Source organism: Limosilactobacillus walteri (assembly GCF_014830205.1).
Taxonomy (GTDB): Bacteria; Bacillota; Bacilli; order Lactobacillales; family Lactobacillaceae; genus Limosilactobacillus; species Limosilactobacillus walteri.
The window spans coordinates 56,745-82,077 of record NZ_QORN01000006.1; the positions used below are offsets into that span (position 1 = coordinate 56,745).

At 34.6% G+C, this 25,333-nt stretch carries 23 protein-coding genes; 7 read left to right on the forward strand and 16 right to left on the reverse strand.

The annotated features are described in order from the left end of the window. Positions 1-36: 36 nt before the first annotated feature. The 5 genes from rpoB to adhP all read right to left on the reverse strand — a co-directional run bounded on the left by rpoB (position 37) and on the right by adhP (position 8,924). Entirely contained in the window at positions 37-3,651 is a 3,615-nt protein-coding gene (gene rpoB / locus DTK66_RS02155; protein ID WP_191667632.1) for a DNA-directed RNA polymerase subunit beta, read from the reverse strand. Positions 3,652-3,879: 228 nt separating this feature from the next. Continuing rightward, positions 3,880-4,482, reverse strand: coding sequence for a TetR/AcrR family transcriptional regulator (locus DTK66_RS02160; protein WP_182596567.1), 603 nt, complete (start codon positions 4,480-4,482; stop codon positions 3,880-3,882). Between the two features lie 287 nt (positions 4,483-4,769). Beyond that, the gene (locus tag DTK66_RS02165; protein ID WP_191667633.1) at positions 4,770-7,259 is read right to left on the reverse strand and encodes an ATP-dependent Clp protease ATP-binding subunit; all 2,490 of its coding nucleotides are present in this window, start codon (positions 7,257-7,259) and stop codon (positions 4,770-4,772) included. Between the two features lie 14 nt (positions 7,260-7,273). Continuing rightward, positions 7,274-7,741 carry a CtsR family transcriptional regulator gene (locus tag DTK66_RS02170; RefSeq protein WP_191667634.1) on the reverse strand — a complete coding sequence of 156 codons (468 nt, stop codon included), beginning with the start codon at positions 7,739-7,741 and terminating at the stop codon, positions 7,274-7,276. Positions 7,742-7,895: 154 nt separating this feature from the next. Then, entirely contained in the window at positions 7,896-8,924 is a 1,029-nt protein-coding gene (adhP, locus tag DTK66_RS02175; protein ID WP_153930140.1) for an alcohol dehydrogenase AdhP, read from the reverse strand. A gap of 294 nt (positions 8,925-9,218) precedes the next feature. On the opposite strand from adhP, the gene DTK66_RS02180 reads away from it, so the two are divergent. Then, on the forward strand, positions 9,219-10,175 hold the full coding sequence (locus DTK66_RS02180; RefSeq protein WP_153930139.1) for an alpha/beta hydrolase: 957 nt from the start codon (positions 9,219-9,221) through the stop codon (positions 10,173-10,175). Positions 10,176-10,348: 173 nt separating this feature from the next. Here the strand turns inward: DTK66_RS02180 and DTK66_RS02185 are convergent, their stop codons facing one another. The 3 genes from DTK66_RS02185 to DTK66_RS02195 all read right to left on the reverse strand — a co-directional run bounded on the left by DTK66_RS02185 (position 10,349) and on the right by DTK66_RS02195 (position 12,208). Further along, positions 10,349-11,491, reverse strand: coding sequence for a site-specific integrase (locus DTK66_RS02185; protein WP_191667635.1), 1,143 nt, complete (start codon positions 11,489-11,491; stop codon positions 10,349-10,351). 106 nt (positions 11,492-11,597) lie between these two features. After that, positions 11,598-11,867, reverse strand: coding sequence for a hypothetical protein (locus tag DTK66_RS02190; RefSeq protein WP_153700593.1), 270 nt, complete (start codon positions 11,865-11,867; stop codon positions 11,598-11,600). Positions 11,868-11,953: 86 nt separating this feature from the next. After that, positions 11,954-12,208, reverse strand: coding sequence for a hypothetical protein (locus DTK66_RS02195; RefSeq protein WP_225208955.1), 255 nt, complete (start codon positions 12,206-12,208; stop codon positions 11,954-11,956). A gap of 291 nt (positions 12,209-12,499) precedes the next feature. Between DTK66_RS02195 and DTK66_RS02200 the strand changes: the two genes are divergently transcribed. The 3 genes from DTK66_RS02200 (at position 12,500) to DTK66_RS02210 (ending at position 15,209) form a co-directional block, all read left to right on the forward strand. Further along, entirely contained in the window at positions 12,500-13,318 is an 819-nt protein-coding gene (locus DTK66_RS02200) for a helix-turn-helix domain-containing protein (RefSeq protein WP_191667636.1), read from the forward strand. A gap of 404 nt (positions 13,319-13,722) precedes the next feature. Continuing rightward, positions 13,723-14,574, forward strand: coding sequence for a hypothetical protein (locus DTK66_RS02205; RefSeq protein ID WP_191667637.1), 852 nt, complete (start codon positions 13,723-13,725; stop codon positions 14,572-14,574). Between the two features lie 68 nt (positions 14,575-14,642). Next, positions 14,643-15,209 carry a recombinase family protein gene (locus tag DTK66_RS02210; RefSeq protein ID WP_191667638.1) on the forward strand — a complete coding sequence of 189 codons (567 nt, stop codon included), beginning with the start codon at positions 14,643-14,645 and terminating at the stop codon, positions 15,207-15,209. A 75-nt stretch (positions 15,210-15,284) separates the two neighbouring features. Here the strand turns inward: DTK66_RS02210 and DTK66_RS02215 are convergent, their stop codons facing one another. Further along, on the reverse strand, positions 15,285-15,686 hold the full coding sequence (locus DTK66_RS02215; RefSeq protein WP_191667639.1) for a hypothetical protein: 402 nt from the start codon (positions 15,684-15,686) through the stop codon (positions 15,285-15,287). A 321-nt stretch (positions 15,687-16,007) separates the two neighbouring features. On the opposite strand from DTK66_RS02215, the gene DTK66_RS02220 reads away from it, so the two are divergent. After that, positions 16,008-16,871 (forward strand): rolling circle replication-associated protein, encoded by an 864-nt coding sequence (locus tag DTK66_RS02220; protein WP_191667640.1) that lies wholly within the window; start codon positions 16,008-16,010, stop codon positions 16,869-16,871. A 51-nt stretch (positions 16,872-16,922) separates the two neighbouring features. Here DTK66_RS02220 and DTK66_RS11065 read toward each other — a convergent pair whose 3' ends face one another. Then, the gene (locus tag DTK66_RS11065; protein WP_255505048.1) at positions 16,923-17,045 is read right to left on the reverse strand and encodes a hypothetical protein; all 123 of its coding nucleotides are present in this window, start codon (positions 17,043-17,045) and stop codon (positions 16,923-16,925) included. A gap of 357 nt (positions 17,046-17,402) precedes the next feature. Here DTK66_RS11065 and DTK66_RS02225 point away from each other — a divergent pair, with 357 nt between their 5' ends. Together DTK66_RS02225 and DTK66_RS02230 are read left to right on the forward strand one after the other, a co-directional pair. After that, complete coding sequence (locus DTK66_RS02225; protein WP_191667641.1) at positions 17,403-18,035, forward strand: recombinase family protein; 633 nt, start codon at positions 17,403-17,405, stop codon at positions 18,033-18,035. Position 18,036: 1 nt separating this feature from the next. After that, a complete protein-coding gene (locus DTK66_RS02230; protein ID WP_191667642.1) occupies positions 18,037-18,531 on the forward strand; it encodes a hypothetical protein in 495 nt (164 codons plus the stop codon). A 47-nt stretch (positions 18,532-18,578) separates the two neighbouring features. On the opposite strand, the gene DTK66_RS02235 is transcribed toward DTK66_RS02230, so the two are convergent. The 6 genes from DTK66_RS02235 to DTK66_RS02260 all read right to left on the reverse strand — a co-directional run bounded on the left by DTK66_RS02235 (position 18,579) and on the right by DTK66_RS02260 (position 25,240). After that, positions 18,579-18,890, reverse strand: a complete 312-nt coding sequence (locus DTK66_RS02235; protein WP_191667643.1) for a hypothetical protein — start codon at positions 18,888-18,890, stop codon at positions 18,579-18,581. Between the two features lie 121 nt (positions 18,891-19,011). Continuing rightward, positions 19,012-19,170 (reverse strand): hypothetical protein, encoded by a 159-nt coding sequence (locus DTK66_RS02240; protein ID WP_153705211.1) that lies wholly within the window; start codon positions 19,168-19,170, stop codon positions 19,012-19,014. Positions 19,171-19,354: 184 nt separating this feature from the next. Further along, positions 19,355-20,686: a hypothetical protein gene (locus tag DTK66_RS02245; RefSeq protein ID WP_191667644.1), complete on the reverse strand. Its 1,332-nt coding sequence runs from the start codon at positions 20,684-20,686 to the stop codon at positions 19,355-19,357. Positions 20,687-21,031: 345 nt separating this feature from the next. Then, positions 21,032-21,691, reverse strand: coding sequence for a hypothetical protein (locus DTK66_RS02250; RefSeq protein ID WP_191667645.1), 660 nt, complete (start codon positions 21,689-21,691; stop codon positions 21,032-21,034). 3 nt (positions 21,692-21,694) lie between these two features. Further along, positions 21,695-22,174: a hypothetical protein gene (locus DTK66_RS02255; RefSeq protein WP_191667646.1), complete on the reverse strand. Its 480-nt coding sequence runs from the start codon at positions 22,172-22,174 to the stop codon at positions 21,695-21,697. A gap of 177 nt (positions 22,175-22,351) precedes the next feature. After that, complete coding sequence (locus tag DTK66_RS02260; RefSeq protein ID WP_191667661.1) at positions 22,352-25,240, reverse strand: SEC10/PgrA surface exclusion domain-containing protein; 2,889 nt, start codon at positions 25,238-25,240, stop codon at positions 22,352-22,354. Positions 25,241-25,333 lie beyond the last annotated feature (93 nt).

Genomic DNA, 25,333 nt, shown 5'->3' on the forward strand with positions numbered 1-25,333 from the left:
TCCTCCTTATTTCAGTAAACCGTAGCAACCTAAATATTAATTTTGATTAGTCTTGTCATCGGTAGTTGTAGAAGTTGTTTCAGACTTATCTTCTTCATTATTCTTTTCATCTGTCTTGTGTTGCTCTGCATACTTAGCCAAAGCATCAACATTAACAACTTCATCATCATCTTCGTCCATGTTCTTTAGTTGAATTTCCTTATTATTTCCATCAAGAACTTTCATATCAAGACCTAATGCTTGTAATTCTTTAACAAGAACACGGAATGATTCTGGAACACCTGGCTTAGGAATTGGTTGACCATTGATAATTGCATCGTAAGTCCGAACACGACCAACAGTATCATCTGACTTGTAAGTAAGGATTTCTTGAAGGGTGTAAGCAGCACCATATGCTTCAAGAGCCCAAACTTCCATTTCACCAAACCGCTGTCCACCAAATTGTGCCTTACCACCTAATGGCTGTTGAGTAACAAGTGAGTAAGGTCCAGTTGAACGGGCATGAATCTTATCATCAACCATGTGGGCTAATTTAAGGTAATGCATTGAACCAACAGCAATCCGATTTTCAAATGGTTCACCCGTACGGCCATCATAAAGAATCGTCTTACCATCTTCTGGGAATCCTGATTCTCTAACAGCATCCCAAACATCTTTATCCGAAGCACCATCAAATACTGGAGTAGCCATATGGATGCCAAGACGACGGGCAGCCATCCCCAAGTGCAATTCAAGAAGCTGTCCAATATTCATACGACTAGGCACACCCATGGGACTAAGCATAATGTCGATAGGAGTACCATCTGGCATGTATGGCATATCTTCTTCAGGAACCACAATTGAAACAGTACCTTTATTACCATGACGTCCAGACATCTTATCCCCAACTTGGATCTTACGTTTTTGAGCAATATATACACGAACCATTGTGTTTACACCAGGAGCTAATTCATCACCGTTTTCACGAGTGAATACCTTAACATCCTGAATAATACCGCCGCCACCATGAGGAACACGCAAGGATGTATCACGAACCTCACGCGACTTTTCACCAAAAATTGCATGAAGCAACCGTTCTTCTGCGGATAATTCAGTCATTCCCTTTGGCGTAACCTTACCAACTAGGATATCTCCATCATGAACTTCAGCACCAACACGTACAATCCCATTTTCGTCAAGGTCTTTCAACGCGTCATCACCAACGTTTGGAATTTCCCGAGTCATTTCTTCAGGTCCAAGCTTGGTTTCACGTGCTTCAGATTCGTAAGATTCGATATGGATAGATGTATAAACATCATCCTTAACTAACCGTTCATTAATAGCAATGGCATCTTCGAAGTTGTATCCTTGCCAAGTCATGAAAGCAATCAATGGATTTTGTCCAAGGGCTAATTCACCTTGTTCCATTGACGGGCCATCTGCTAATACATCATCGGCATCAACATGTTCACCAACCTTAACAATTGGCCGTTGGTTATAGTTCTTACCACCGTTTGACCGACGGAACTTCATCAACTTGTAAGTATCTAAAGTACCATCTTCCTCACGAACACGAACTTCACGAGCATCCACATATTCAACCGTCCCAGGTTTCTTGGCAATCATAGCAACTCCAGAGTCATGGGCAGCTTTGTAATCAATACCAGTACTTACTAATGGAGCATGCGGATTAATCAATGGGACTGCTTGACGCTGCATGTTAGCACCCATTAATGCACGGTTGGAGTCATCGTTTTCAAGGAATGGGATACAAGCAGAGGCAACAGAAACAACTTGCTTAGGAGAAACATCCATGTAGTCAATGTTTTCCACGCTAGTTTCGATGTAGTCATCCTTATCACGAGCCATAACCTGGTCATCAACAAAGGAACCATCATCATTTAATGGGGTGTTAGCCTGAGCGATAATGAAGTTATCTTCTTCATCGGCAGTTAAGTAGTCGATCTTATCAGTAACTTTGTGGTCTTTCCAGGAGACACGCCGGTATGGTGTTTCAATGAAACCGTACTTATTTACCCGAGCATATGAGGATAAACTGTTGATCAACCCAATGTTCGGCCCTTCAGGAGTTTCAATTGGGCACATCCGTCCATAGTGGGTATAGTGAACGTCCCGCACTTCATATCCGGCACGGTCACGAGTTAAACCACCAGGTCCAAGGGCAGAAAGACGCCGTTTATGAGTTAATTCACCTAATGGATTCGTTTGATCCATGAACTGGGAAAGTTGCGATGAACCAAAGAATTCTTTAATAGAAGCAACTACCGGCCGAATATTAATTAATTGTTGTGGTGTAACGGTATCCGGATCTTGAATTGACATCCGTTCACGAACAACACGTTCCATCCGGGCAAGGCCAATCCGGAATTGGTTTTGAAGTAATTCACCAACTGAACGAATACGACGGTTACCCAAGTGGTCAATATCATCAGTAGTACCAATACCTTCTTGCAAGTTAAAGAAGTAGTTTAATGATGCAAGGATATCAGCAGGTTCAATATGCTTGTATTCTAATGGAATGTGACCATTACCAATGATTGGCACAACACGATCAGGATCAGTCTTAGAATATACTAAAATCTTTTGAAGCTTAACTGGTTCAGTAACTACAGCTTCATCAGATGGTGTATAAGTAATAGTCTTAAAGTCATCACGATCAAGATAAGGTTCTAGTTTTTTAAGGAGTTCCTTAGTAACTGTGTCGCCCTTTTGTGCCAAAACTTCACCAGTATCAGGATCAGCCAAAGTCTCAGCCAAAGTTTCACCAAGTAAACGGTACTTCAGCATTAACTTCTTATTAGTCTTGTAACGACCAACTGGGGCCATATCATAACGCTTAGGATCAAAGAACCGTGCCGTCAAAAGACTTCGTGCAGAATCAGCAGTCTTTGGTTCACCTGGACGAAGACGTTCATAGATGTCCTTTAATGCTTCTTCAACCCGTGAGTCTTCAGTATTCTTGTGAACATCCTTATCTAAAGTTAATGATAACGTTTCGCTATCGCCACCAAACATATCAATAATCTCGTCATCAGATCCAAAGCCCAATGCACGAATTAATTCAGTCATTGGTAATTTACGGGTTCGGTCAATCCGTACGTATGATACATTCTTAGCGTCGGTTTCGTATTCTAGCCATGCACCACGGTTAGGAATAAAAGTAGCACCGTAGTTTGGCCGACCATTTTTGTCATCTTCTTCACTATAGTAGACACCAGGTGAACGAACTAATTGTGAAACAATAACTCGTTCAGCCCCATTAATAATGAAAGTACCTTGGTCAGTCATTAGTGGGAAATCACCAAAGAATACATCTTGGGACTTAATTTCACCAGTCTCATGGTTAGTTAACCGTAAAGTAACATGAAGTGGTGCTGAGTAATTAGCATCGTGTTCACGAGCTTCGTCAACAGTGTACTTAGGTTCTAAAAGTTGATAGTCAACGAATTCCAAGGAAAGCTTACCTTGAAAATCATCAATTGGCATAATGTCATCAAACATTTCCCGTAAACCTTTATCCATAAACCAATTGTAAGAATCGGTCTGAATTTCAATAAGGTTAGGCAATTCGAGAACTTCTTTAATTCGCGAGTAGCTACGACGGGTACGGTGCTTACCGTATTTAACTAAATGTCCAGCCAAACTGTTCACCTCTCTAATTTATTCCGCGAGCACATTTAAATGTTACATTTTGGTTACAATTTGCCAAAAAAGCAACTTTTGAGCAAAAAAAATCCAAAAACAGTTAATTAACTGTCTTTGGCTTTTTATGCAGAATCTGATGGACAATAGATCACCAGATTCAAATGAACTCACAATTACATACTATTTAAGTATATAAGTTCTATTAAATTTTGTCAATACTTTTTATAAAGTTTTTTATCCTTTTCCGCCCCAATTTGACAAACCATTAATAATGCAGTCTAGGATTAATTGGTCACGCTGTTCTGGGGTAATTGAATGCCCCCCAATTAATTGGGAAGTACCAAAAATTGGTGTTAAACCAGCAATAAATAATTCGGCAGCTTCTTTAGGAAGAATATCCGGACGTAGCTCAACTTCCGGTTGACGGAAAAAGGCTGCAATCGGTTCTAAATAATCCATCGTAAAAATCATATTAAGCTTCTGTTGGGCACTTTTTGATAGTAACCGCATCGCCTGGTTATATTGATCATAAATACTCAACGGATGATGTTTTTTCAATGCTTTTGTAATTTGCCATAATTGTTCGTTAGGTGTCAAGTCATGTTTTCTCATTACCTTATTGATATCTTGACGCACTTTGCCACATAAGTTAGTCATAACATCAAGGTACAGAACTTCCTTGTCGCTGAAGTGGTGGTACAAGGCTGGCTGGGTTATTCCAATTTGTTTTGCAATATCACGAGTTGAAGTTTCACCAAAGCCTTTTTGTAAAAATAATTTTGTTGCGGTTTTTAAAATTGCTTGTCTTGTTTTTTCTAATTGTTCCGCACGCTTCATTTAATGTTCATCCCCTATTTTTTGTTATTAATTATCTGATAAACACATTATAAAACTATAGCTTATCTTTTGACAACTCTTTTGGAAAAATAATCGCAAAATGTGATAAACGAATATTTCCCAATATAATTTTCACGTTATCAGTAGAGAACAAGTTTTGTAAAAATGTTTATTTCATTTTAAAAAAACAACACATCCCATCATAGACTAATTCATGTTTTACTTACCGTATCCATACAATAAAGCAGTAATCACCCTATATAAAACGAGTAACTACTGCTTTATGATTATTTATTCAAATTTAGTTCAACTGCTTTATCTGCATCAGCTTTTTTTACCTTAAAAGTAATTTTGCCGTGATGAGCACCTACCGTTACATCATCACCAACATTTATCTCACCATCAAGGAGACCTGTACTCAAGTCGTCTTCAACATGATCTTGAAGAGCACGCCGTAATGGTCTTGCACCATAAGCAGGATCATAACCTAACTTAGCAATTAAATCAATTGCTGCTGGCGTAACTTTTAGGTTGATACCTTGTTCACTTATCCGCTTACTGAGGTCAGCAACCATTAATTTGACTATTTGGTGAAGTTCCTTCTTTTGTAGGGAGTGGAAAATAATAGTCTCGTCAATCCGATTCAAAAATTCTGGACGGAAATAAAGCTTCATTTGTTGTTTAATCGCTCCTACCATCGCAGAATAATCTTGAGACATATCTTTTGCGCCAAATCCAACTTCTTTTTCGTCTTGGAGCTGGGTCGCACCAAGGTTAGAAGTCATAATAATAATCGTGTTTCTAAAGTCGACTTTACGGCCTTTAGCATCCGTTAAATAGCCATCGTCTAATACTTGTAACAAGAGATTAAAGACATCCGGATGAGCTTTCTCCGCTTCATCTAATAATACTACAGAATATGGATGTTGCCGAACTTTTTCAGTCAACTGCCCTCCTTCATCATAACCCACATATCCAGGAGCAGCACCAATTAACCGACTTGTACTATACTTTTCCATATATTCAGACATATCAATCCGAATCATATTATCTTCTGATCCAAAGATAGCTGCAGCTAATGCCTTTGCTAGTTCGGTTTTACCGACTCCAGTAGGACCTAAAAACATAAATGATCCAATTGGCCGTCGCGGATCCTTTAACCCGCTTCTTGCACGACGAATTGCCTTTGCTACCACCGAAACTGCTTCATCCTGGCCAATTACCCGTTGGTGAAGGACTCTTTCAAGGTTTACTAACCGCTCGCTTTCACTCTTTTTTAATTGTGTCAACGGAACACCAGTCCATTCAGCAACAACTTGGGCGATATTTTCCCCGCTAACTTGAAGCTTATAATCATGAGAATCCTTTTTTTGATCACGTTGCTCTTTACGCTCAAGTTTATCTTTTACTACTAATTCTTGTTGGCGTAAAGTTGCTGCCCTATCAAAATCCTGATTATCGATCGCCTCTTCTTTTTGTTCACGCAGCTCTTCTAATTGATGTGCTAATGATGGCTGCCGATTTTTCTTATCTTCTGCATCAATCCGCACCATTGCTGCTGATTCGTCAATAAGATCAATTGCTTTGTCTGGCAAGAACCGATCGGCAATATAACGATCCGATAATTTAACTGCTTGTTCTAGAGCCTCGTCAGTAATCTTAGCATGGTGATGTTCTTCATATTTTGGTCGTAATCCACGCAAGATTTGCAGTGTTTGATCAGTTGTCGGTTCATCAACTTGAACAGTTGCAAACCGTCGCTCAAGAGCCGCATCAGATTCGATATACTTTTGATATTCATCAAGGGTAGTCGCCCCAATCGTTTGCAATTCACCACGGGCCAGTGCCGGCTTTAAGATATTGGACGCATCAATTGCTCCTTCTGCACCACCAGCACCAATTAACGTGTGAAGCTCGTCAATAAATAAGATAACATGACCATCTGTTTGAATTTCATCAATAACTTTCTTAAGACGATCTTCAAACTCTCCACGATATTTGGTCCCAGCTACTAATGAACCCATATCAAGCATCATCAACCGTTTATTAGCTAACTCTGCTGGAACTTTTCCTTCCACCATCCGTTGAGCTAACCCTTCTGCAATTGCCGTTTTACCTACTCCTGGTTCACCAATTAAAACAGGATTATTTTTTGTTCGGCGACTAAGGATTTGTTCAACACGTTTAACTTCTTTGTCTCGTCCAATAACCGGATCTAACCGGCCATTACGGGCAAGCTCGGTCATGTCACGAGCAAGCTTATCTAATGTCGGTGTCCCTGTCTTGGAATTATGACGGTTTTGTTGACGATTATTAGAACGCTGCTGGTTATCAGCTACCCCTAATCGCCGCAAAATAACCTTTCTCATTTGACGAGGAACGATATCCAAGCTATATAGAATGCGCGAAGATAGCACGCTTTCGTCAGCAATTAATGCTAACAATAAATGCTCGGTCCCAATTTTTAACGCATGCATTTGCTGCGCTTCCCGACCAGCTAATGATAAGACTTGTTTAGCTTTAGGTGAGTATGGTAAATAATCAGATACACCTAAGTTTTCCATTGTACCGTACCCAATCAGCCGTTCAATTTCTTCACGAATATCATCGCTTGTCACTGAAAATTGTTCAAAAATTTTATTTGCAATCCCATCTTTATCCATTGAAAGAGCAAGTAAAAGGTGTTCTGTTCCTACAGCTTGATGCTTAAAATACTTTGCTTGTTCTTGTGCAATTGCTAAAACGTGCTTTGCACTTGGTGTGAACATATTATCCATGTACATTCCCCCTTCTAACTCTCATAACGCAAGCGATTCAAAAATGATATTAATATACGAGCACGAAGCCGATCTTCAATTGCATTATCATCAAGTGCTAAAGTTTGCTTGGAAAGTGCAACTAACATTAAATCACCTTCACGTCTGGTAATTACTTTTTCTTCATATAAAGTCCGAACGATATCAAATGCATCTCGTTCACGAACTGAGTCGCCAATTGCTTGGATAAGTGAGTTTAGCACACTTACATCATCAAGTAAATTAACACGTTCGATTCTAATATAGCCACCACCACCACGTTTGCTTTTTACCAAGTAACCATTTTGAATGGTAAATCTAGTCTTAATTACATAATTAATCTGAGAAGGTACAACATCAAAGTGATTTGCTATCTCAGAACGGCGAATCTCAATATGTGCTGAGTCACCAAGAATCTCTTTTAAATATGCTTCGATAATATCTGAAATACTCTTATTCTCCATTATATCACCTCGGCTTTTTGACTAATCTTGACCATTATTTTACCACATTTTTCTATTCATCGCCTACTTTCAAGATTACCAATTAAAAATAATGAAGCTAGGAAAATTTTTGCTTTTCCTAGCTTCATTGGAGAATTAATATGAATTATTTTTATTAATCGTTATCATTGTGAACAAAATCAACAACATTACGACCAACAACCTTATTATCCTTAAGTTCTTGAATCATATCATTGATTTCACTTAACTTACGAGTATGAACGATTGGGTGAACCTTACCTTCTGCACCAAATTGGAAACATTCAGCTAAGTCTTGACGAGTACCAACTAATGAACCTGCTACGATAATACCATCAAGAACTGTCTTAGCAATGTTTAACTTCATGTCACCTTGTGGAAGAGCAACTGCAACAAGCTTCCCATCTGGACGAAGAGAATCAACTGCTTGATCAAAGGCAGCAGTAGTAACAGCAGTAACAACAGCTGCGTGAACACCGCCAACTTTTTCTTGAATTTGTTGATCAACGTCACCATCATGACGGTTAATCAAAATTTCAGCACCGTTTTCCTTAGCAGCTTGAAGCTTGTCAGGGTTACCGTCAACGGCAATAACATGGGCACCAAATACGTTGTGGGCAAATTGAATACCCAAGTTACCTAAACCACCAGCACCAACAATTGATACCCATTGACCAGGCTTGATATCAGCAACCTTCAATGCCTTGTACATCGTAACCCCAGCACAAGTTAATGAAGTAGCTTCAACTGGATCAAGGCCTTCTGGAACCTTAACAGCGTAATCAGCCGGAACGATACATTGTTCAGCCATGGCACCATCAGCAGTGTAACCAGCATTAAGAACGTTCCGACAAAGTGTTTCACGACCTGTCAAACAATATTCACAGTGTCCACAGCCCTTAAAGAACCATGCGATTGATACACGATCGCCAACCTTCAAGGAAGTAACACCTGGGGCAACCTTTGATACACGGCCAACACCTTCGTGACCAATAATTCGACCTGGCTTTTTGCCAAAGTCACCAGCAGCACAGTGCAGATCAGTGTGACATAAACCACAATATTCCATGTCAACTAATGCTTCACCTGGCTTTAAATCCCGAAGTTGAACATCTTTAACAGTAACGTATCCATCTACTGGATCATTAATTACAGCAGCCTTCATAAGGTAAGATCTCCTTTAATAAACAAATTACTTTTTACAATGCTTATAGTACCAAACTACTACACAAATTTAAAGTGAAATTTTGCACATTTAATAAATATAATTCAATACCATTAGTCTTATTTCAACATCAAATCGTAATCTTACCAGTAAGTTATAACGACAAACCAATTAAAATACTTTTGTACAGTAAATCACTTCCTTTTTCTAACTAAAAATTTACTCATTAAACTTTCCGCTTCCACCGCGAGATGAATGTTATAATTTAACTAACCATTCAAAGGAGTGATATTAATGGCTTATGGATATATCACCAAGCTAGATGAAAACGTCGAACGCCAGCACGTTCGCTATAATAATCGCTACGGGATAGCAATCGCTGCTGACATTTATACACCAAAAAATTTAAAAGATGACCAGCTTCTTCCAGCACTAATTGTTGGCGCCCCTTACGGAAGTACAAAAGAACAATCTGCTTCTGTCTACGCAAATCAATTCGCCCAATTAGGATATGTTACATTAACATTTGATCAAGTCTATATGGGCGAATCTGCAGGTGAACCGCGGCATGTTGCTTCGCCTGACCTTTATGCTGAGTCTTTCAGTGCGGCGGTTGACTATCTTGGCACAAAAGCAGCTCATGTTAATCGCGATCAAATCGGGGTAATCGGCATCAGCGGGGGAGCTGGTTTTGGCCTTAGCGCCACAGCAGTTGATACTAGAATTAAAGCAATTGCAACTGTGTCAATGTACGATATGACTGATATTCGAGAAATGGCAAACCTTGCACCAGAACAACTTTTCCAATTAAAAGATCAATTATCAAAGCAACGGTGGATTGATTTTGAAAATGGACAGCCTGAATACCATCCGAATTTCCCTGAAACACCATTTGATGACCTTAATGATTTACCTAACCAAGATGCGTTAACAAATGAGTGGCTACGCTTCTATGCTCTTAAACGTGGCTTCCACCCCAATGGCCGTGGCTCTGCAACAACTACATCTAACCTCGCGATGTTAGAATTTTCAGCCTTAGATTATATTAAAGAAATTTCTCCACGACCAATCTTATTTGTTTACGGCGACAAGGCTCATTCACGACCATACTCTGAACGGGCTTACTATCTTGCAAATCAACCAAAACAAAAGTTAGTGGTTGAAGACTGTGAACATATTGACTTGTACGATAAGATCGAAAAAATACCATTTGATTTAATCGATGTATTTTTCAAAGATAGCTTCATTTAAGCAACACTGTTAAAAATTAATTATGCAAAAAGCCTATTGTAGTTGTCATCAATAAACTACAATAGGCTTTTTAATAGTCGGAATTACAAGAATTATTTTGCATCCCTTTCTTTCCTATTATATTAGGAAAGAAAGCAAGTCCTAATTGCAACGACCAAAAATATCGACCAAATTTATCCTTCCATGAACGTAGCAAACTTTGATACTGCTTTCTTTTTATGTTGCTTACCAAGATGAACGTATAGGTCAAGAGTTGTTCTAATAGTTGAATGTCCTAATCGTTCTTGTACATCTTTTGCTTGTACACCAGCAGAAAATAACATACTAGCATGAGTATGCCTAAAACCATGAGGACTAATATATCTTAGTTGATTGGCATTAGCAATATCATAATCCCAACGTCTCACATCCTGACGCACAAAAACACCTTCCGGACGATTAGGATTATTAAAAACATATCCATCTTTTAATTTAACTAACTTCGAATTAGTATATTTATGCCATTCTTTTAAGACATTCAAAGTACCATCATCAATATCAATTGTTCTTATACTAAATTTTGTTTTAGGTTTATCAATGACTATCTCATTATGTTCTTTAGTGTCAACACTTCTCGAAACACTAATAGATTGATTAAAAATATTAATATCAGACCATTTTAGTGCAAGTGCTTCACTTGGTCTTAGACCTGTATATGCTAGTAAGCGAAAATACGTGTAATAAATAGGATTATTATACTTTTTACAAGCATTTAAAAAAAGATTCAGCTCTGTCTTACTATAATAATTAGTAAATGGTTGAGGTTCTTCTTTCAATCTTGGCTTTATGACTTTTGCCATAGGATTTGAAGTGATTAATTCCATTCGCCATCCATAATCTAATATTTTCCGAGCATAAGTATAGATTCTTTTATAACTTTTTGGATATTTCTTAAACCATTCGTTAACGATAGATTGACACTTAATCACAGTTAATTTGTCCAAATAAAAACCGCCTAATGATCCTAGAATATGCTTATGAACTAATTGATTAACAACAGTATATGTCGAAGGTTTTACCGTTGTTCTATATTGAGGAAGCCATAAATCTACTAAGTCATGAAATTTATATCTTTTTTTACTTGAAATAAACTCACCTCGTTTCACCGCTTTTTTCATAATTACCAATGCTTCCAAGGCTTCTTCATAAGTCTTAAAAGATCTTTGCCTATGAATAACAGCTCCATTAAGTTCATTTACGCCTACATATAATCTAAAAGAGTATGGTTTTAATTTGCCAGGCGTATATTTTATTTTATTGGTTTTCTTATATTTCATAATATTTAACCCTCTATTACTTCTATCCTCAAGTATCACAGTAATAAATGGTTCATTACCATGATATATCATTTCTTAACAAAAGGACCCTTCTACGAGCTTTTATTTATTTTTCTTTAGCTTTAAGCCAATTGATATATGTTTGTTTTCCATATACCTTTTGATTACCAACGTACGCAACAGGTAAGCCTGCTTTAACAAACTTCCGAATTGTCGGCTTTGTGAATCCTGTCCATTCTGCAAATTCATTTAGCTTTAGATAGGGTTTCTTCTCAATACTTTCATTTAACTCTTGCTCTTTATGAATCATCATGATAATTTGATCACTAATATTTTTTAATTGTTCTGGTGTAAATAATACTTGTAACTTATCCATTTGTTACTGTTCCTTTCTAAACTATTAAAATAAATTAGATGCTCACTATATTTAATATATTGCTAGTTAATTTCTTTGCTTAGCTATTAATTCTGCCTATTCTTCAAGATTGAAATTTCACGTTTTAACCCATTAATTTGCTTTAATAATTCATCATAGGCTTTAGCTGAATAAAATACTCCATCCAGCTCATTGCCTCTCATAACACTTATTGATAATCGCTTTGCTTCACTCAATTTTCGTGCTTTTTCAAAACATTCTAAAAATGTATCTTTCTTTGTACAAACTGTTTGTTCCCATTCAAAATTCGAATTATTAATCATGGTCTTCATTCCTTTCATGCATGGCATAGATGATTTTTAAGCTATTTAATCTCATATAAATCAGTTACTGCAATACTTTTCGCATTGCTATGGCGTAGTATATACTTTATTTTTCAAAACAAAAAGCGCAAAGTGCAGAAGTTTAATGCGCAAATTTACGATATATATTTCCAAGTAACTATATAATAAATATAGCAAAAAACTAAAACTACCAAACTATTACTAAACACAAAACGAATTTATCGTAAAATAGAAGTTGAGACTTCTCTCATAATTTTTCACATGTAAAATTTATTTTAGGAGGGCAAAATGACACTTGATGCAGATCTCCATTTAAAAGACGAGTCAGACGAAGCCGTTAAGAAAAAGAGTTTTTTATATAAAGAATGGTTAAAAGTAAAAAAAGAGCAAGGAGGATATTTCCTTCTTGCTAATGGCATTTTACAATATCTGCCTTTATTAAAAAGTTCAGCAGCAATGAATTTATATCTGTATTATGCAGAATCCGCTAATAACAATGGTGGATATTCTTGGCATAGCATTGCTACTATATCAAACAAATTGCAAACTAATCCAAGGACAATCAATAATTGGAATAACGCTTTAAAAGATGCTGGTCTTATTTTAAGATTTTCTGGAGATAAAGGCTCTAATGTAACGCAACTGTTACCACTTGATGATTTCGTCCTTAATGTAGATCATTTAAAAATAGACAAAGTAGAAGAAAAATTAGATGATGCTAAATTTGAATTTAAAACGGTAGTTTCTTTTTATATAAAGTACCCAAATCTAGATCATAAAATTGTTTTTGCTCATAAAAAATACAGTATTTATGGCCTAAAATGTCATGATACTAAAGATGAACTTAGTTTTTATCGCTATATTATATTAGAAGAAACTCTAGAAGGCGATCAAAAATTATTTAAAGATAAAAAATTTAAAAAAGATGTTTTATATTGGAAAGACGATAACAGTTCCGATAATAATTCGCTAAGTTTTATTTGTGATTTGTCCAAAGAGGATGAGTTAAGCTATAAAAAAAAGCTTAAATTATGTTTGCAACTAACTAGAAAGGGACTAATAAGCGAATACAAAACTGCTAATAAGGAAAAGAAAATTACATTATAGTTTACTATAATAAAAAAGGTGCACTGGCTACCACCAATGCACAAGTTGTCAACTTAGGAGCTGATACCCTTTTGGCTGGTGGTGTATTGCAGTACACCAGAACAAGAACGCTACCGTTAAGCTATCAGCCTAATTGTTGAATCATTTACGGTTATATTATAGCATGGTTTAGCGATTTTAACGACCGCTTAAATTTCGGACTGAGCGGTTTTCAGTTAATGATTTTGGTATTATATAGAAAAACACCTGTTTTTATCCAGATGGATAAGAAGCAGGTGTACAATATTTTTTTATTTAACTATTTTGAAATAGCATTATCCAGATGGATAAGAACTATTTCAATTTAGATTTTCACACATATCACTAACATTGTCAATAATTATATAATAAAAAGGAATTACATTATGGTAACAAAACTAAATATTTTCTTAGATGAAACAGGGAAAGATAAAAACGACCTATCATTAATAGGTGCTGTTTCGATTCCTAGTGACTTCTATCAATCCAAAAAAGTTCAGAAGTTAAATAGAGAATTACAGGAAGATGTATTTAAATTGCATTTTACACAATATGACAAATCTGATTATGATACCTATATTAGGGTAATTAAAGATATTCTATCTTGTAATGGAATTATTAGAATAAACGGTATTATCTTCAAAAAATCCCAGTTTAGAATTCATCCTCTGTTAGCTTCAAAAGTTGATGACATGATTTACGGTAAAATACCAGAGAGAGTAATCTACGGTCTATTAAGAAATTACAGTAATCTTGAACCTGTTAATGCCAACATATTTATAGAAAGCTCTGAAGAATACAAGGCTAGAAATTTAAATAAAGTAGTTAAAGATCAAATCAACACTCATGCCCTTTATAGATTTGATAATTTCAAAATTAAACGCTCCAATTTAGTAGCAAAAAACCAACAAATTGGAGTGGAAGTCACAGATATCTTTATTGGAATACTTAGACTTATTATAAATTGTGATGCATTAATCGGCGATTGCAATAAGGTTTCAAATACTCTTCTCTCAAAAATTCTCTTAATTAATGATCTATTACCAACTTTAGAAAATTTATTTACTAGGACAAGTATCTACGAGCTATCTTACCAAGACCATTTAACTAAAATTCCTTTAAATAGTTATCTCGGACTATTTAAAGCTAAGTTATTATTATTACAAGATAATCATCCAGATTACTTTACCAATGCTTCTTTTAAAAAATTATCCAATAACTTAAAAGTTCCTGAATAAGTCTTCAGATCTTACTATAACAGAGTTAAGCTGTGGTCATAAAGTTTATTCAGAAAAGGATTGGTAAAATGACTGAATATGGATATGCAAGAGTATCAACCAAAGGTCAAAGTCTTGATGATCAAATAAATCAATTAAAAGAAGCTGGAATCAGTAAAAATAACATTTACTTTGAAAAGTTTACTGGCACTACTACCAATAGGCCTATGTTTGATGAACTCACTAGCAAGGTAAAGAACGGAGATATTATTACTGTTACTAAATTGGATAGATTGGCCAGGAATACTAGAGAAGCACTAAATATTCTTGACCCTCTAATGAATAATGGTGTTAAATTCAACGTATTAAATATAGGCGTATTGGAAAACTCTACTATTGGTAAATTAGTTAAAACTATCCTTCTTGCTGTAGCTGAAATGGAAAGAGATATGATTGTAGATAGAACTCAAGAAGGAAAAAGATACGCTAGGCTACATAAGAAGAATTATCGTGAAGGAAGACCAAATAGATTGATTACTCCTCATTACCAAGCAGCTTATGATTATCTTTTAAACCACACTTATAAAGATACTTCTAGAGCTTTTAACATTTCTATTTCCACTTTGCAAAGAATAAAGCATCAAATTGAACACTAAAATATATGTACAAAAACATGATCATATTTTGAAACTGAAATAAATATCAAAATATAGTCATGTTTTAATTGCGACTTACTCATGATCATCCGGTATCTCATAACTATGTTCATTAAATAGGTTACGATTTTGGGAATCGTTCATAAAGTCTATTAACCATTCTATTAATTCCCAGTAAAATTCTTTCTCTTCATTCTCGTCCAATCCATTAATCTGATCTTGAACTCCTTGAAGACTCTCTATAATGGGATCTAAAGTTAATTGACCAAAATTTCCTTTTGATTTTTCTCCTTGTCCCATAGCTAGGATTTCGCCTAATTCACTCTGAGTTCTTAACCTAATCGCACCACGAATATATTTTGACTTGTCTCCCCCAGTACTTACACTAGCTAGTTTCTCAATTTTTTCTTTCTCGGCTTTAGTAAACAAAACTTTAATATTACTAGTTCTTTTTTCTTCTTCGCTTTTTTTATTCATTTTAAACTAGCCTTCTTTCTATAACGTCAATTTTGAAAACATGACCATGCTTTCAATTAATACTTTACATCAAATAAGTTCACATTTCACCGTTATAAAATATGACCATGTTTTGAAGTTGAAATAAATATCAAAATATGGTCATATTTTCAATTAATGATTTTATATTTCTAAATCTTATTAACTGCTTTATTGATTAATAAGTGTATACATTTCACCGAAAAGTGGTATAATTAAATTAATAAATAGATAATTTTATCAATGATAACTATTTTATCTTGTATATAAGGTTAAACAATACACTTATTAAGAGGATTAATTATGATAACTAGTAATAAAAAATCTAACTTTAATGATACTGATCAAGTTTATTATTTAGTAACAAATAATCACATTCATTATCGAAAAAATGGTTTTACAGCACATTCTTCTCATATAATAAAGAAAAAGAATGGATTATACATAAATAAAGCAACAGGTGAAGTAATACCAAACCCTAAAAAATCAGACTTAAAAATTCAAAATCAACAATCGCTTATACGCTCCTATCGTAATTTATTTTACACAATTGAAAATTACGTGGACACCTTTAAGCATAGTGTGATGATAACTTTAGATTATGAAAAACCTCAAACTAATCTAGACAGTCTTAGTCACGATTTTGACTGTTTTATCAAGCGCTTAAAACGTTATATCAAAAAAGTATATCCGACATATCATTATGAGTATATAAGAATTAATGAGCCACATGAGAATCTTTTTGAAGGGAAGCCGAAATGGCACATTCATTTAATAATATTGGGAATCGCATTTATTCCTATTGAAGATATTCGAAATTTATGGAAACAAGGAGGTGCCTACATAAAATCATATACAAATCGTAATGGCGAGTCTGCTGCTAAATATTTTTGTGGATTTTTGAATGCTCCTGAGCATACAAAGAGTAAAAATGAGTTAGATATCAAACGTTCTTCTAAAAAAAGACGACTTAAATACTATGCCAGTGGTACTGATTTATTCAGTACTTCCAGAGGAATCAAAACCCCTACGTTCAGAAGGGGGACATATGGAAAAATAAAGAAAAAATATCCTGGTGAAACCTTGAATGAAGGATCAAAAACTATTGTTATAGATGGAAAAATTGTTAATAGATTTGATTACATGAACCAGAAATTAATCAAATAAAAAACAGCGATAGATTTCTCTACCGCTGAAATAGCTTCTTTCCGCTGATAATTACTTATCTAGGTAGCGGATAGCCTTTTTAATTCCACCCTTAGCCATTTTTTTCAAAGAATGGAGCAGGTGCTTAACGAGCTTATTAGGCACGATCAAAAGAATAATGCACCAACTATGCATTGGAGTCACCTCCAACCTACACTATTTTGTGGAGTGGTTAATTCCAACAATGTGCTCATCTATTGTATCATATTAAAAGTATGTTATAATTAAAATATCAAAAGAATAATGCTGGTGTGCAAAATGGAATCAGTTGGTTACTTATTCCGTACCGGTAGCTTGGGCGCTTAAAAGGCGTCCTTTTTTATTTCAAAAATTCTAAGTAAAACAATATATTAAATAGTGACCACTAATTATATTATTTCCTCTTAATTTTATTTTCATTCTTACAAGACTATTCAATTTTATTTTCTAGATTGAATAGTCTTTTTTCTTAGATTAAAGAATGATAAATAAAAAAAAGGAGTGGCAATCACCATGACTAAATATGGATATGTTTCAGGATTCTTAAAAGATAAAATCAGCAAAGAGGACAGTTTCAAGTATCAAGCTACCATCCTTCTTAGTATGGGAGTTCCTCACGAAAATTGTTTTGCTGATGTGTTTAGAAGAAATAATAAAGACCGATATCAGCTTCGTAAGTTTCTTAATACTATTGCACAAGAAGGGGATGTTCTCATAGTCCCTACCCTAACATGCCTATATAGTAATGTTAGAGAACTTTGCTGTCTTATGTATATTGTTGAAGATAAAGGCTTAATAATTGAGTCTAGTGATATGGATTTAAGTGATGATAGTGATTCTAGTAATTGGATACTTGTCTCTCAATTAGCTCACCTTAACTATCTTGATTATCTTCGTAGTCAAAACCTTTCTAAAACCATCAAACAGAAGAAGTATCAAGCTACCTTAAATACTGGCGGTCGTAACAAACGTGTTATCACCCCCTTATACCGGCAAGCATATAAGTATCTTCAAGCCCATACTTACACTGAAACGCAATTGAAATTTCATTTGTCAAAATCAACTCTTTATAGGATTAAAAAACAAATCAAACTGAAGCAGCTTTCCACTAATCATCAGAGTTACAATGCCAGTCGAGGTGATTAAAATGAAGAATAAAGAACTAATCTATTGGATTGATCTTACTGGTCCTACTGCTTTAGATGAGATAATCCGCCTAACAATTATCGATCCTAATAACCAAGTATTATTCAATCGTAAATTCGATACTAAACAAGTGGATTACTGGGATAGTAACATCAACGGCATCATGCCGGAGAGCCTCATTAAGGAGCCTCTGTTTGAAGAGTCGAGGAAAGAGATCCAAAAGATATTCGATAGCTCAGAGACGCTTATAACCTTCTACGGCTCAACTTCCTTTTTAGAAAAACAAGGTATTAACTTAGCAAATAAAACGATTATTGATTTAGCTGATTCATTTAGAGTCTTAGGAGATAGCACAGACACGATCGAAAATCTATGTATTTATTATAGCTATCCTTTGACTGACAATGTTTTTGAACGTACAGGTATTGATTATGCTAAAGGAATCAATTTCTGCTACCATGAAATGGAAAATAACCGTAAAGCACAAGAAAATTAGTAGCAACAAAAAACACTTAGCAATCTCAAGTCGCTAAGTGTTTTTGTTTATTCAAATGGAGCGTTGTTAGTTCTATTTAATTTTTCTAACAATTCAAGACGAGCTTTAAGAACTTCATTTTCTTTTCTTAAATTCTTAATCTTAAACTGGTCTGCTTGATGAGTTGCTTCCAACTTATCAATCTCGGCATCAGTTTTTTCAAAAGTATAAGGAGTAAATACGGTAGCAACAATTTTGTTACCTCGCTTAAGAGTGATTGTCTTTTTTGCTTTGTCGTTCATAGCTAACAGATATTCCCAATTCTTTAAGAATTGGATTAATGAAACCATATAGGTTTCGTGTAAATGTTTTCGTAACATTTATCTTACCTATCCTTTTTTATTTTTTTGTTAAAGTTATTCACCTCAACAAACTTATTCTAATTAAAAAAGATTTATTCAAAAAAATTTTTTAGCGTGAACACATAAAGCGGTAATATTTTTAACCTTTTTTAGGTTTATGAGCACAATCATCAATTTTAATCTGTTGACTACTAACCATATCAAATATTGATATATTCTTATTTTCTAACTCTGTAACTGGAACATCTATCTTATCAGTATTTTTAATAGTTAATTTTTCTTCACTAATTTTATTCATTACTAGTTATCCACCTTACTGAAAACTTGTATTAAATAAAAGCAATGAGATATAGCGAAAGAACACGTAATTCAACATCCCATTGCTCTATTTTAAGAAAGAATAAGTAAGTATATTAAGCCTAATACTTTATTAATCTAATTAAAATTCCTTTTTACTTTTAGTAATTAATTCAAAGCCAAATCTACAATTTCAGCTTACCATCTTTAGTCAATCCAAACCCTAATACAGCAGTTCCAACAATAGCACTTAACAAAATACTTGCGTTTTGCTTAGTTTGTACATTAGTTTGTGCTAATCCACCTGTTGAACCACCAGTAGTAGTTCCACCTAAATTACCAGAACTAGCAACACCATTTGTTCCTGCAACATTATTACCATCTTTTGATTGTAAACCAAAGATTTGTAACAATTGCGCTTTAGTTAAAGCGGTATTTTGCCCTTGTTCAGTAACAAAGAATTGCTTGGTAGCAGGGTTATAGTGAACAGTTAAATGTTTGTAAGTAATTTGACCATTCGTACCTTTTTCTGATACTTGAACACTGTATGAATTAAATCCATTAATATTAGAAGGTGCTTGTTCAAGCAATTTGGCATCGCTTGGTAATTTATCATTGCTATTTACAGCGTGTTGGTTAATAGCGTTGATAAGCTGTTGAGTGTCAGCATCTTGTTGTGAAGATTGTTGATCACCATTGCCTGTGTTATTAGTCTTGTTAGTATTAGTTGAATTATTATTTGAAGCAGAACCATTATTTGTATTAGAACTAGTATTAGTAGTGCTGTTAGAACCATTAGCTGTGGCTTTATTGTTGCCAGTGTCTTGACCTGTAGCAGGCACTACATAACTGCCTGAATTATTATTGGTTTTATTTTTAGTTTGAGCAGTGTTTGGAATAACATAGAATGTTAATACCTTGTGGTCAGCGGTGCCTGAAACCTCAGCTTGTTGAGTAGCATTTGTAGTATTTGGATCATTTAACTGTGGAAGAATGTATGGCGTTAATCCATCAGAATTTTTATTACCAAATGCCCAATTAGAAAAAGCATCATTATTATCTAAAGAGGTAGATTGTCCGTTACCACGGTTTGTACTTCCATTAGTTCCTTGAGAAGTTTTAGTAATAATATCATTAAAGTTAATATCCCCATTATCCACTTTATAATCATCGCTCTTAAAAATACCTGCAGTATCTGTAACTTTATAATGAACAGTAGTACCACCGTCTTTACCAATTGTATAGTCCTTAGTTGGTGTAAAAGTAATATCATCAGTCTTTAACGTTTGCCCATTTTGTTGATTAACTACTTTAATAGTCCATGTAAAAGGCAATAGAGGAAAATCTTCATCAGAGGGTGTTGTCAACCGTTCTGGAACAGGAACTGCAGTAGAATCTGCATGAGCAACAACATTACCAACATTAGACATCATAGCTGGTGCCATAGGAGCCAGAGTGCCAAGTGTCATTAAAACAGCTTGTGTTTTGAAATTATTCTTTTTATTTTTTGTTAACATAAAGAGATTGTCCTTTCTTATTATCTTAAATTATCATTATCAAAATTATTAATGTAATTTCTATATCAAAAAATTACCTTGCTGATAGTCTAGCTAAAAATATTTGAAGAAATAAAAAGATAATTTGAAAGGATGGGAAAGATCAATCGCAAAATCAAAAACCTAAAACGAACTTGTTACAATTTTGCCAATCAAAAATTTTTCTTTTTAAGAATTGATTGTATTTTTTCATAAAAAAATACCCCCTACATTTTCATAGGAAGTATTTTTAGTCAACCATACCAGTTGACAGATATCCTGCCTTTATTAATTAGGAAATAATAAAAACGAAAATAAATAAAATATTTAAAGAAGATATGTCATTGCTTTTAACTGCTTCCATTTATCATTAACCATTCTTTGTGCAAATGGCAAAATCTCTTTTCTTGTCTTGTACTTCTTTCTTAACTGTATGACTCTATTTTTTATTTGTTTATTTGACAATGAATTAATTTTAGATATTTCTTGAGCATATTTTTGATCTGAAATTTTGTTTTGATCCAGCAAAGTATTATATTCCTGAAGTAGGATAGCTTTATCATTCGAAAATAAATTAGTATTAGTCATTACCAAATTGACAAAATTGAAATCTTTGTCCCTTTTAGATAATTCTTTGACTTTATCTCGTGAAATTAATTCTTTATTTTGATCTAAAATTAGTTTTATTTCATCCTTAAATTGTTTTGCTTCTTTCTCACTTACATTAAGCTTCTGCCTTAACTCTTCATTAGGCATATTCAAAATTTCATTAAATGTAGCTTTGAAAAAATCATTTAAAAAAATAGTTGTTTCATTAATGGCTTTTTCTTTTTCTTTTTTTCTAAAAGCTAACTCAAACGATCTAATATATATATTTATGGTAACAGGTAAATCTTGTACAAAAACAAAAGTCACATAAATTACTAATAACATAGCAATTATCAAGGATACAAATGAAATACTTATTGTTGAAATTAAAGGATTCATATGTTATTCCTCCTTTTCCATACCATCAATAGCATTTGAAAGCAAATAACTCACAACTTTGTCCATAACTCCCAAACAAAACACTATTCCCATAGTAATCACTACGTAAATAGCAGGTACATGGCTAAATCTGCTCCAACCAACAATTATTAAAATGAATAGAAAACTTATTACTTTAAACGTTTCAATGAGCCAGCCAAAAATTACAAATACCATCGAGTCTTTATTTTTCCTCATAGCATTATATACAGAAGTTTTTATGAACACTTTTGGAAAAACATTAAGCAATAAAAGTATGGCTGTAAAAAATAATGTCGTTTTTGATTCTGTAAAAGCAGCTATAGTTGTAAAAATAAAATTCACAAAAGAAAAAATTAAATCATAGACAAGTATGTTCCCCTTACTACTTTTTTCAATACGAGCAACGTTTTGTAACCTATTTTCATTTTTGTCAAAAACACTATCTAAAATGCCTTTAGACACAATTCAAATACTCCTTAAAATTATAAATATACGTCTATTATATCTATAATTAAAGTTTCTATCTACTATATTTTTATTCTAACGCAAAAATAGTCCATACAGTAATTTAATTACCTGTATAGACTATTTTAATTAATATGAATGAGAAAATACATTATGCAATAATCAAATATTTTATTAATTATGACGCTTCTTATCAACACCAAACATAGTAGTAAAAGTAGTAGCAGCAAGAATACCTAATCCTGCAACTGCAACAGCCTTATCATTCTTACTATCACTAGTCTGTGGTAACTTAGCTTGTTGAGCCTTGTATTCTTCACGAGTCATCATAGTACCCTCTTTAGTACCAAATGATACGTTAGTAGTTACTGGTGTAGTAGGTGCTTGAATACTAGATTGTGATCCTTGTGATGCAACACTATCTTTAGAAACAACGTTGATGTATTGTCCTTGTGCATCAGAGACTGCTGAACCATTTTCTTTACCAGTAGTTGGTAATACAATTGTTGGCTTAGTATCTGTGTTATCAGATACTTCACTACCCTTGTCTGATGTAGCAGGCTTGTGACCAGCTTGACCACTAATTGATGCGTTACCAGTATCTGGCTGTGCAGGAGTTGTTGGATTTGATGGTGTAGTAGGATTTGTAGTTTCACTGCCTTTATTATCCTTATTTGGAGCTGTTGGAGTTACATTGTCCTTGTTGCCATCGCTTGGCTTGGATGGTTCAACTGGAGTAGTACCTTGGTTATCATCTTTCTTACCATCATTTGGCTTTGCAGGGTTAGTAGTTTCACTACCCTTGTTATCATCCTCACTTGGATCAGTTGGGGTTGTAGTACCCTTGTTACCTTCATCTTTACCAGTATCTGGCTTAGTAGTATGCGAACCATTCTTGATGTCAGCAATCTTTTGATTATCCTTATCAAGTTGTACTTGAGCATTACTAATAGTTGACTTTGTAGCTTCAATAGTATTTTGCAAATCAGCAATCTTGCCATTGATAGTGTCTAACTTCTTTTGTGCATCCTTTACTGCTTGGTTAGCACTAGCATTAGCTGTTTGTTCTGCAGTATCAAGTGCAGATTGCTTGGTAGCTAATACTTGGTTCAAGCTAGTTAAACCAGCTTTTGCTTGTTGCAACTTGGCTTCATCTTCTGCCTTAGTACTCTTAACACTTTCAAGATTGTTCTTAGCTGAACTTAACTTGTTTAAAGCGTCTTGAACATTATTGTTGCTATCAAGATTAGATAATTGTCCCTGCTTCCAGTCGTTTACAGTATTTAAGGTGTCCTTAGCATTGTTATATTCAGTTTGTTGGTCTGAACTCAATTGGTTCAAATCAAATTGAACATTAGCTTTTTGTGCTTGTAAATTTTGAAGTTGGGTATTTAAAACTTGCAAATGTGATTTTTGACTAGCTAAAGTGTTTTGTAAATTAGTGATTTGATTGTTCAAATCGTTAATCTTAGCACTGTTATCAACAACATGGCTATCACCTGTGATTGGTCCCATTGCTTGATATTGTGCAATACGATCCATCATATTTGGAGTATTGTTGCGTGCAGGACCATCGTAATCAAAGGTTAATACATACAAATAACTGTCAGTATTAGTATCATAAGTATAATGGAAACCAAATGCTGCATCATAGTTTAGATCACCAGTATCTTCGAGGAAGTTCTCACGGTGTCCCCAATCTGAACTTGCATCTGCGTTAAGCATTGAACTTAAAGTACTTTCAGCATTATAAAGCATTGATAGCATATTACTTCCACCATTAGCAGGGATATATGCTAAACATTCATATTGGTCACGTCCAAATGCTGATACAATATCATTTTCATTGTGATCCAATCCATTAGCACTTTGCTGACTAGCACGTACCTGAGCTTGGTTATACTTCTCTTCAGTCATGGTAAATGGCTTCAAGCCACGCTGTTCACGTGCATGATTAATAATATTCATTAGTAAAATAGCCATTTCTTGTTTTTGACTATCACTCATTCCAGTTTGTTGGTTGACAAGATCAAAATTCGTATTAAAATAATTATCGTATTCGGATAAGGACGCATCGGCTCCTTTACCAGCATTAGGATTACGTGCGCCTTTATCATTATCAGGGCTTACATAAATATTTTGATCAATAATATTCCCATTATTTTGAGACAAATCCATTGGTGCCCATAAATTATTCCGACTAGCATTTTCCAACAAACTCTTGGAAGTATCAATTACCCCATTAGGAACTGTCTTAATATTAGGATCAGTTTGAGTATTCTTTTCTTGATCCTGCAAATCCTTTACTTGACCTTGTAAGTCACTAATCTTTGAATTAGTATTATTTACATCATTTTGTGTGTCAGTTACTTGACCACTAACATTATTAATCTGATTATCTAAGTTTTGACTAGCTTGCGCCTTACCTTGGCGTTCAAGCTGGTCAATTTTATTTTGAGCTTCATTAGCTTGTTGTGCAGCGGCTTGGTTAATGGCATCTGTAGCAGTTTGTCGTGCTTGGTCAACTGCTTGACTAGCTTGGCTTACAGCACTGGTAGCACTTTGGATGTTTTGGCTATCATTATTTACTGCAGTTTGTGCATCATTAACTACTTGTTGTTGATTATCAACCTGTTGCTGTGCTTGGTTCACATCAGCTTGAGCTTGCTTAACTGCTGGATCATTTTGAGTAGCAGCTTGTTGTGCTTGCTTAGCTTGATCAAGTTCCTGTTGAGCAGAACTTTGTTGACCTTGTGCTTCACTTAATTGGTTTTGTTGATCCTTTAATTGAGCATTGGCACTATCAATAGTTGATTGTTGCTTTTGGGCATCTGATTGAGCATTAGCAAGTTCTGGATCAGTTGCTTGTTGACCAGCTTGAATAGTACCTGCACTTTGAACTGGTGTTACTTCATCAGCGTTAGCAGTAGTTGTTCCTGCTAACATTGCTCCACCAGCAAGTCCTACTGTCATTAATGTGGCAGCCATCCATGTCTTACCTGACTTGTATAGTTTCTTGTGTTCCTTAGCAACAGTGTTGAAATTAATGTGTTCTTTCATCATACTAATTACTCCCCCGCCTTCAGAATGAAGGTGTTTTTTATTTCATTCGTTGATAATTCTACAATTTTCCTAAAAGCTACGTTGCATTGAATG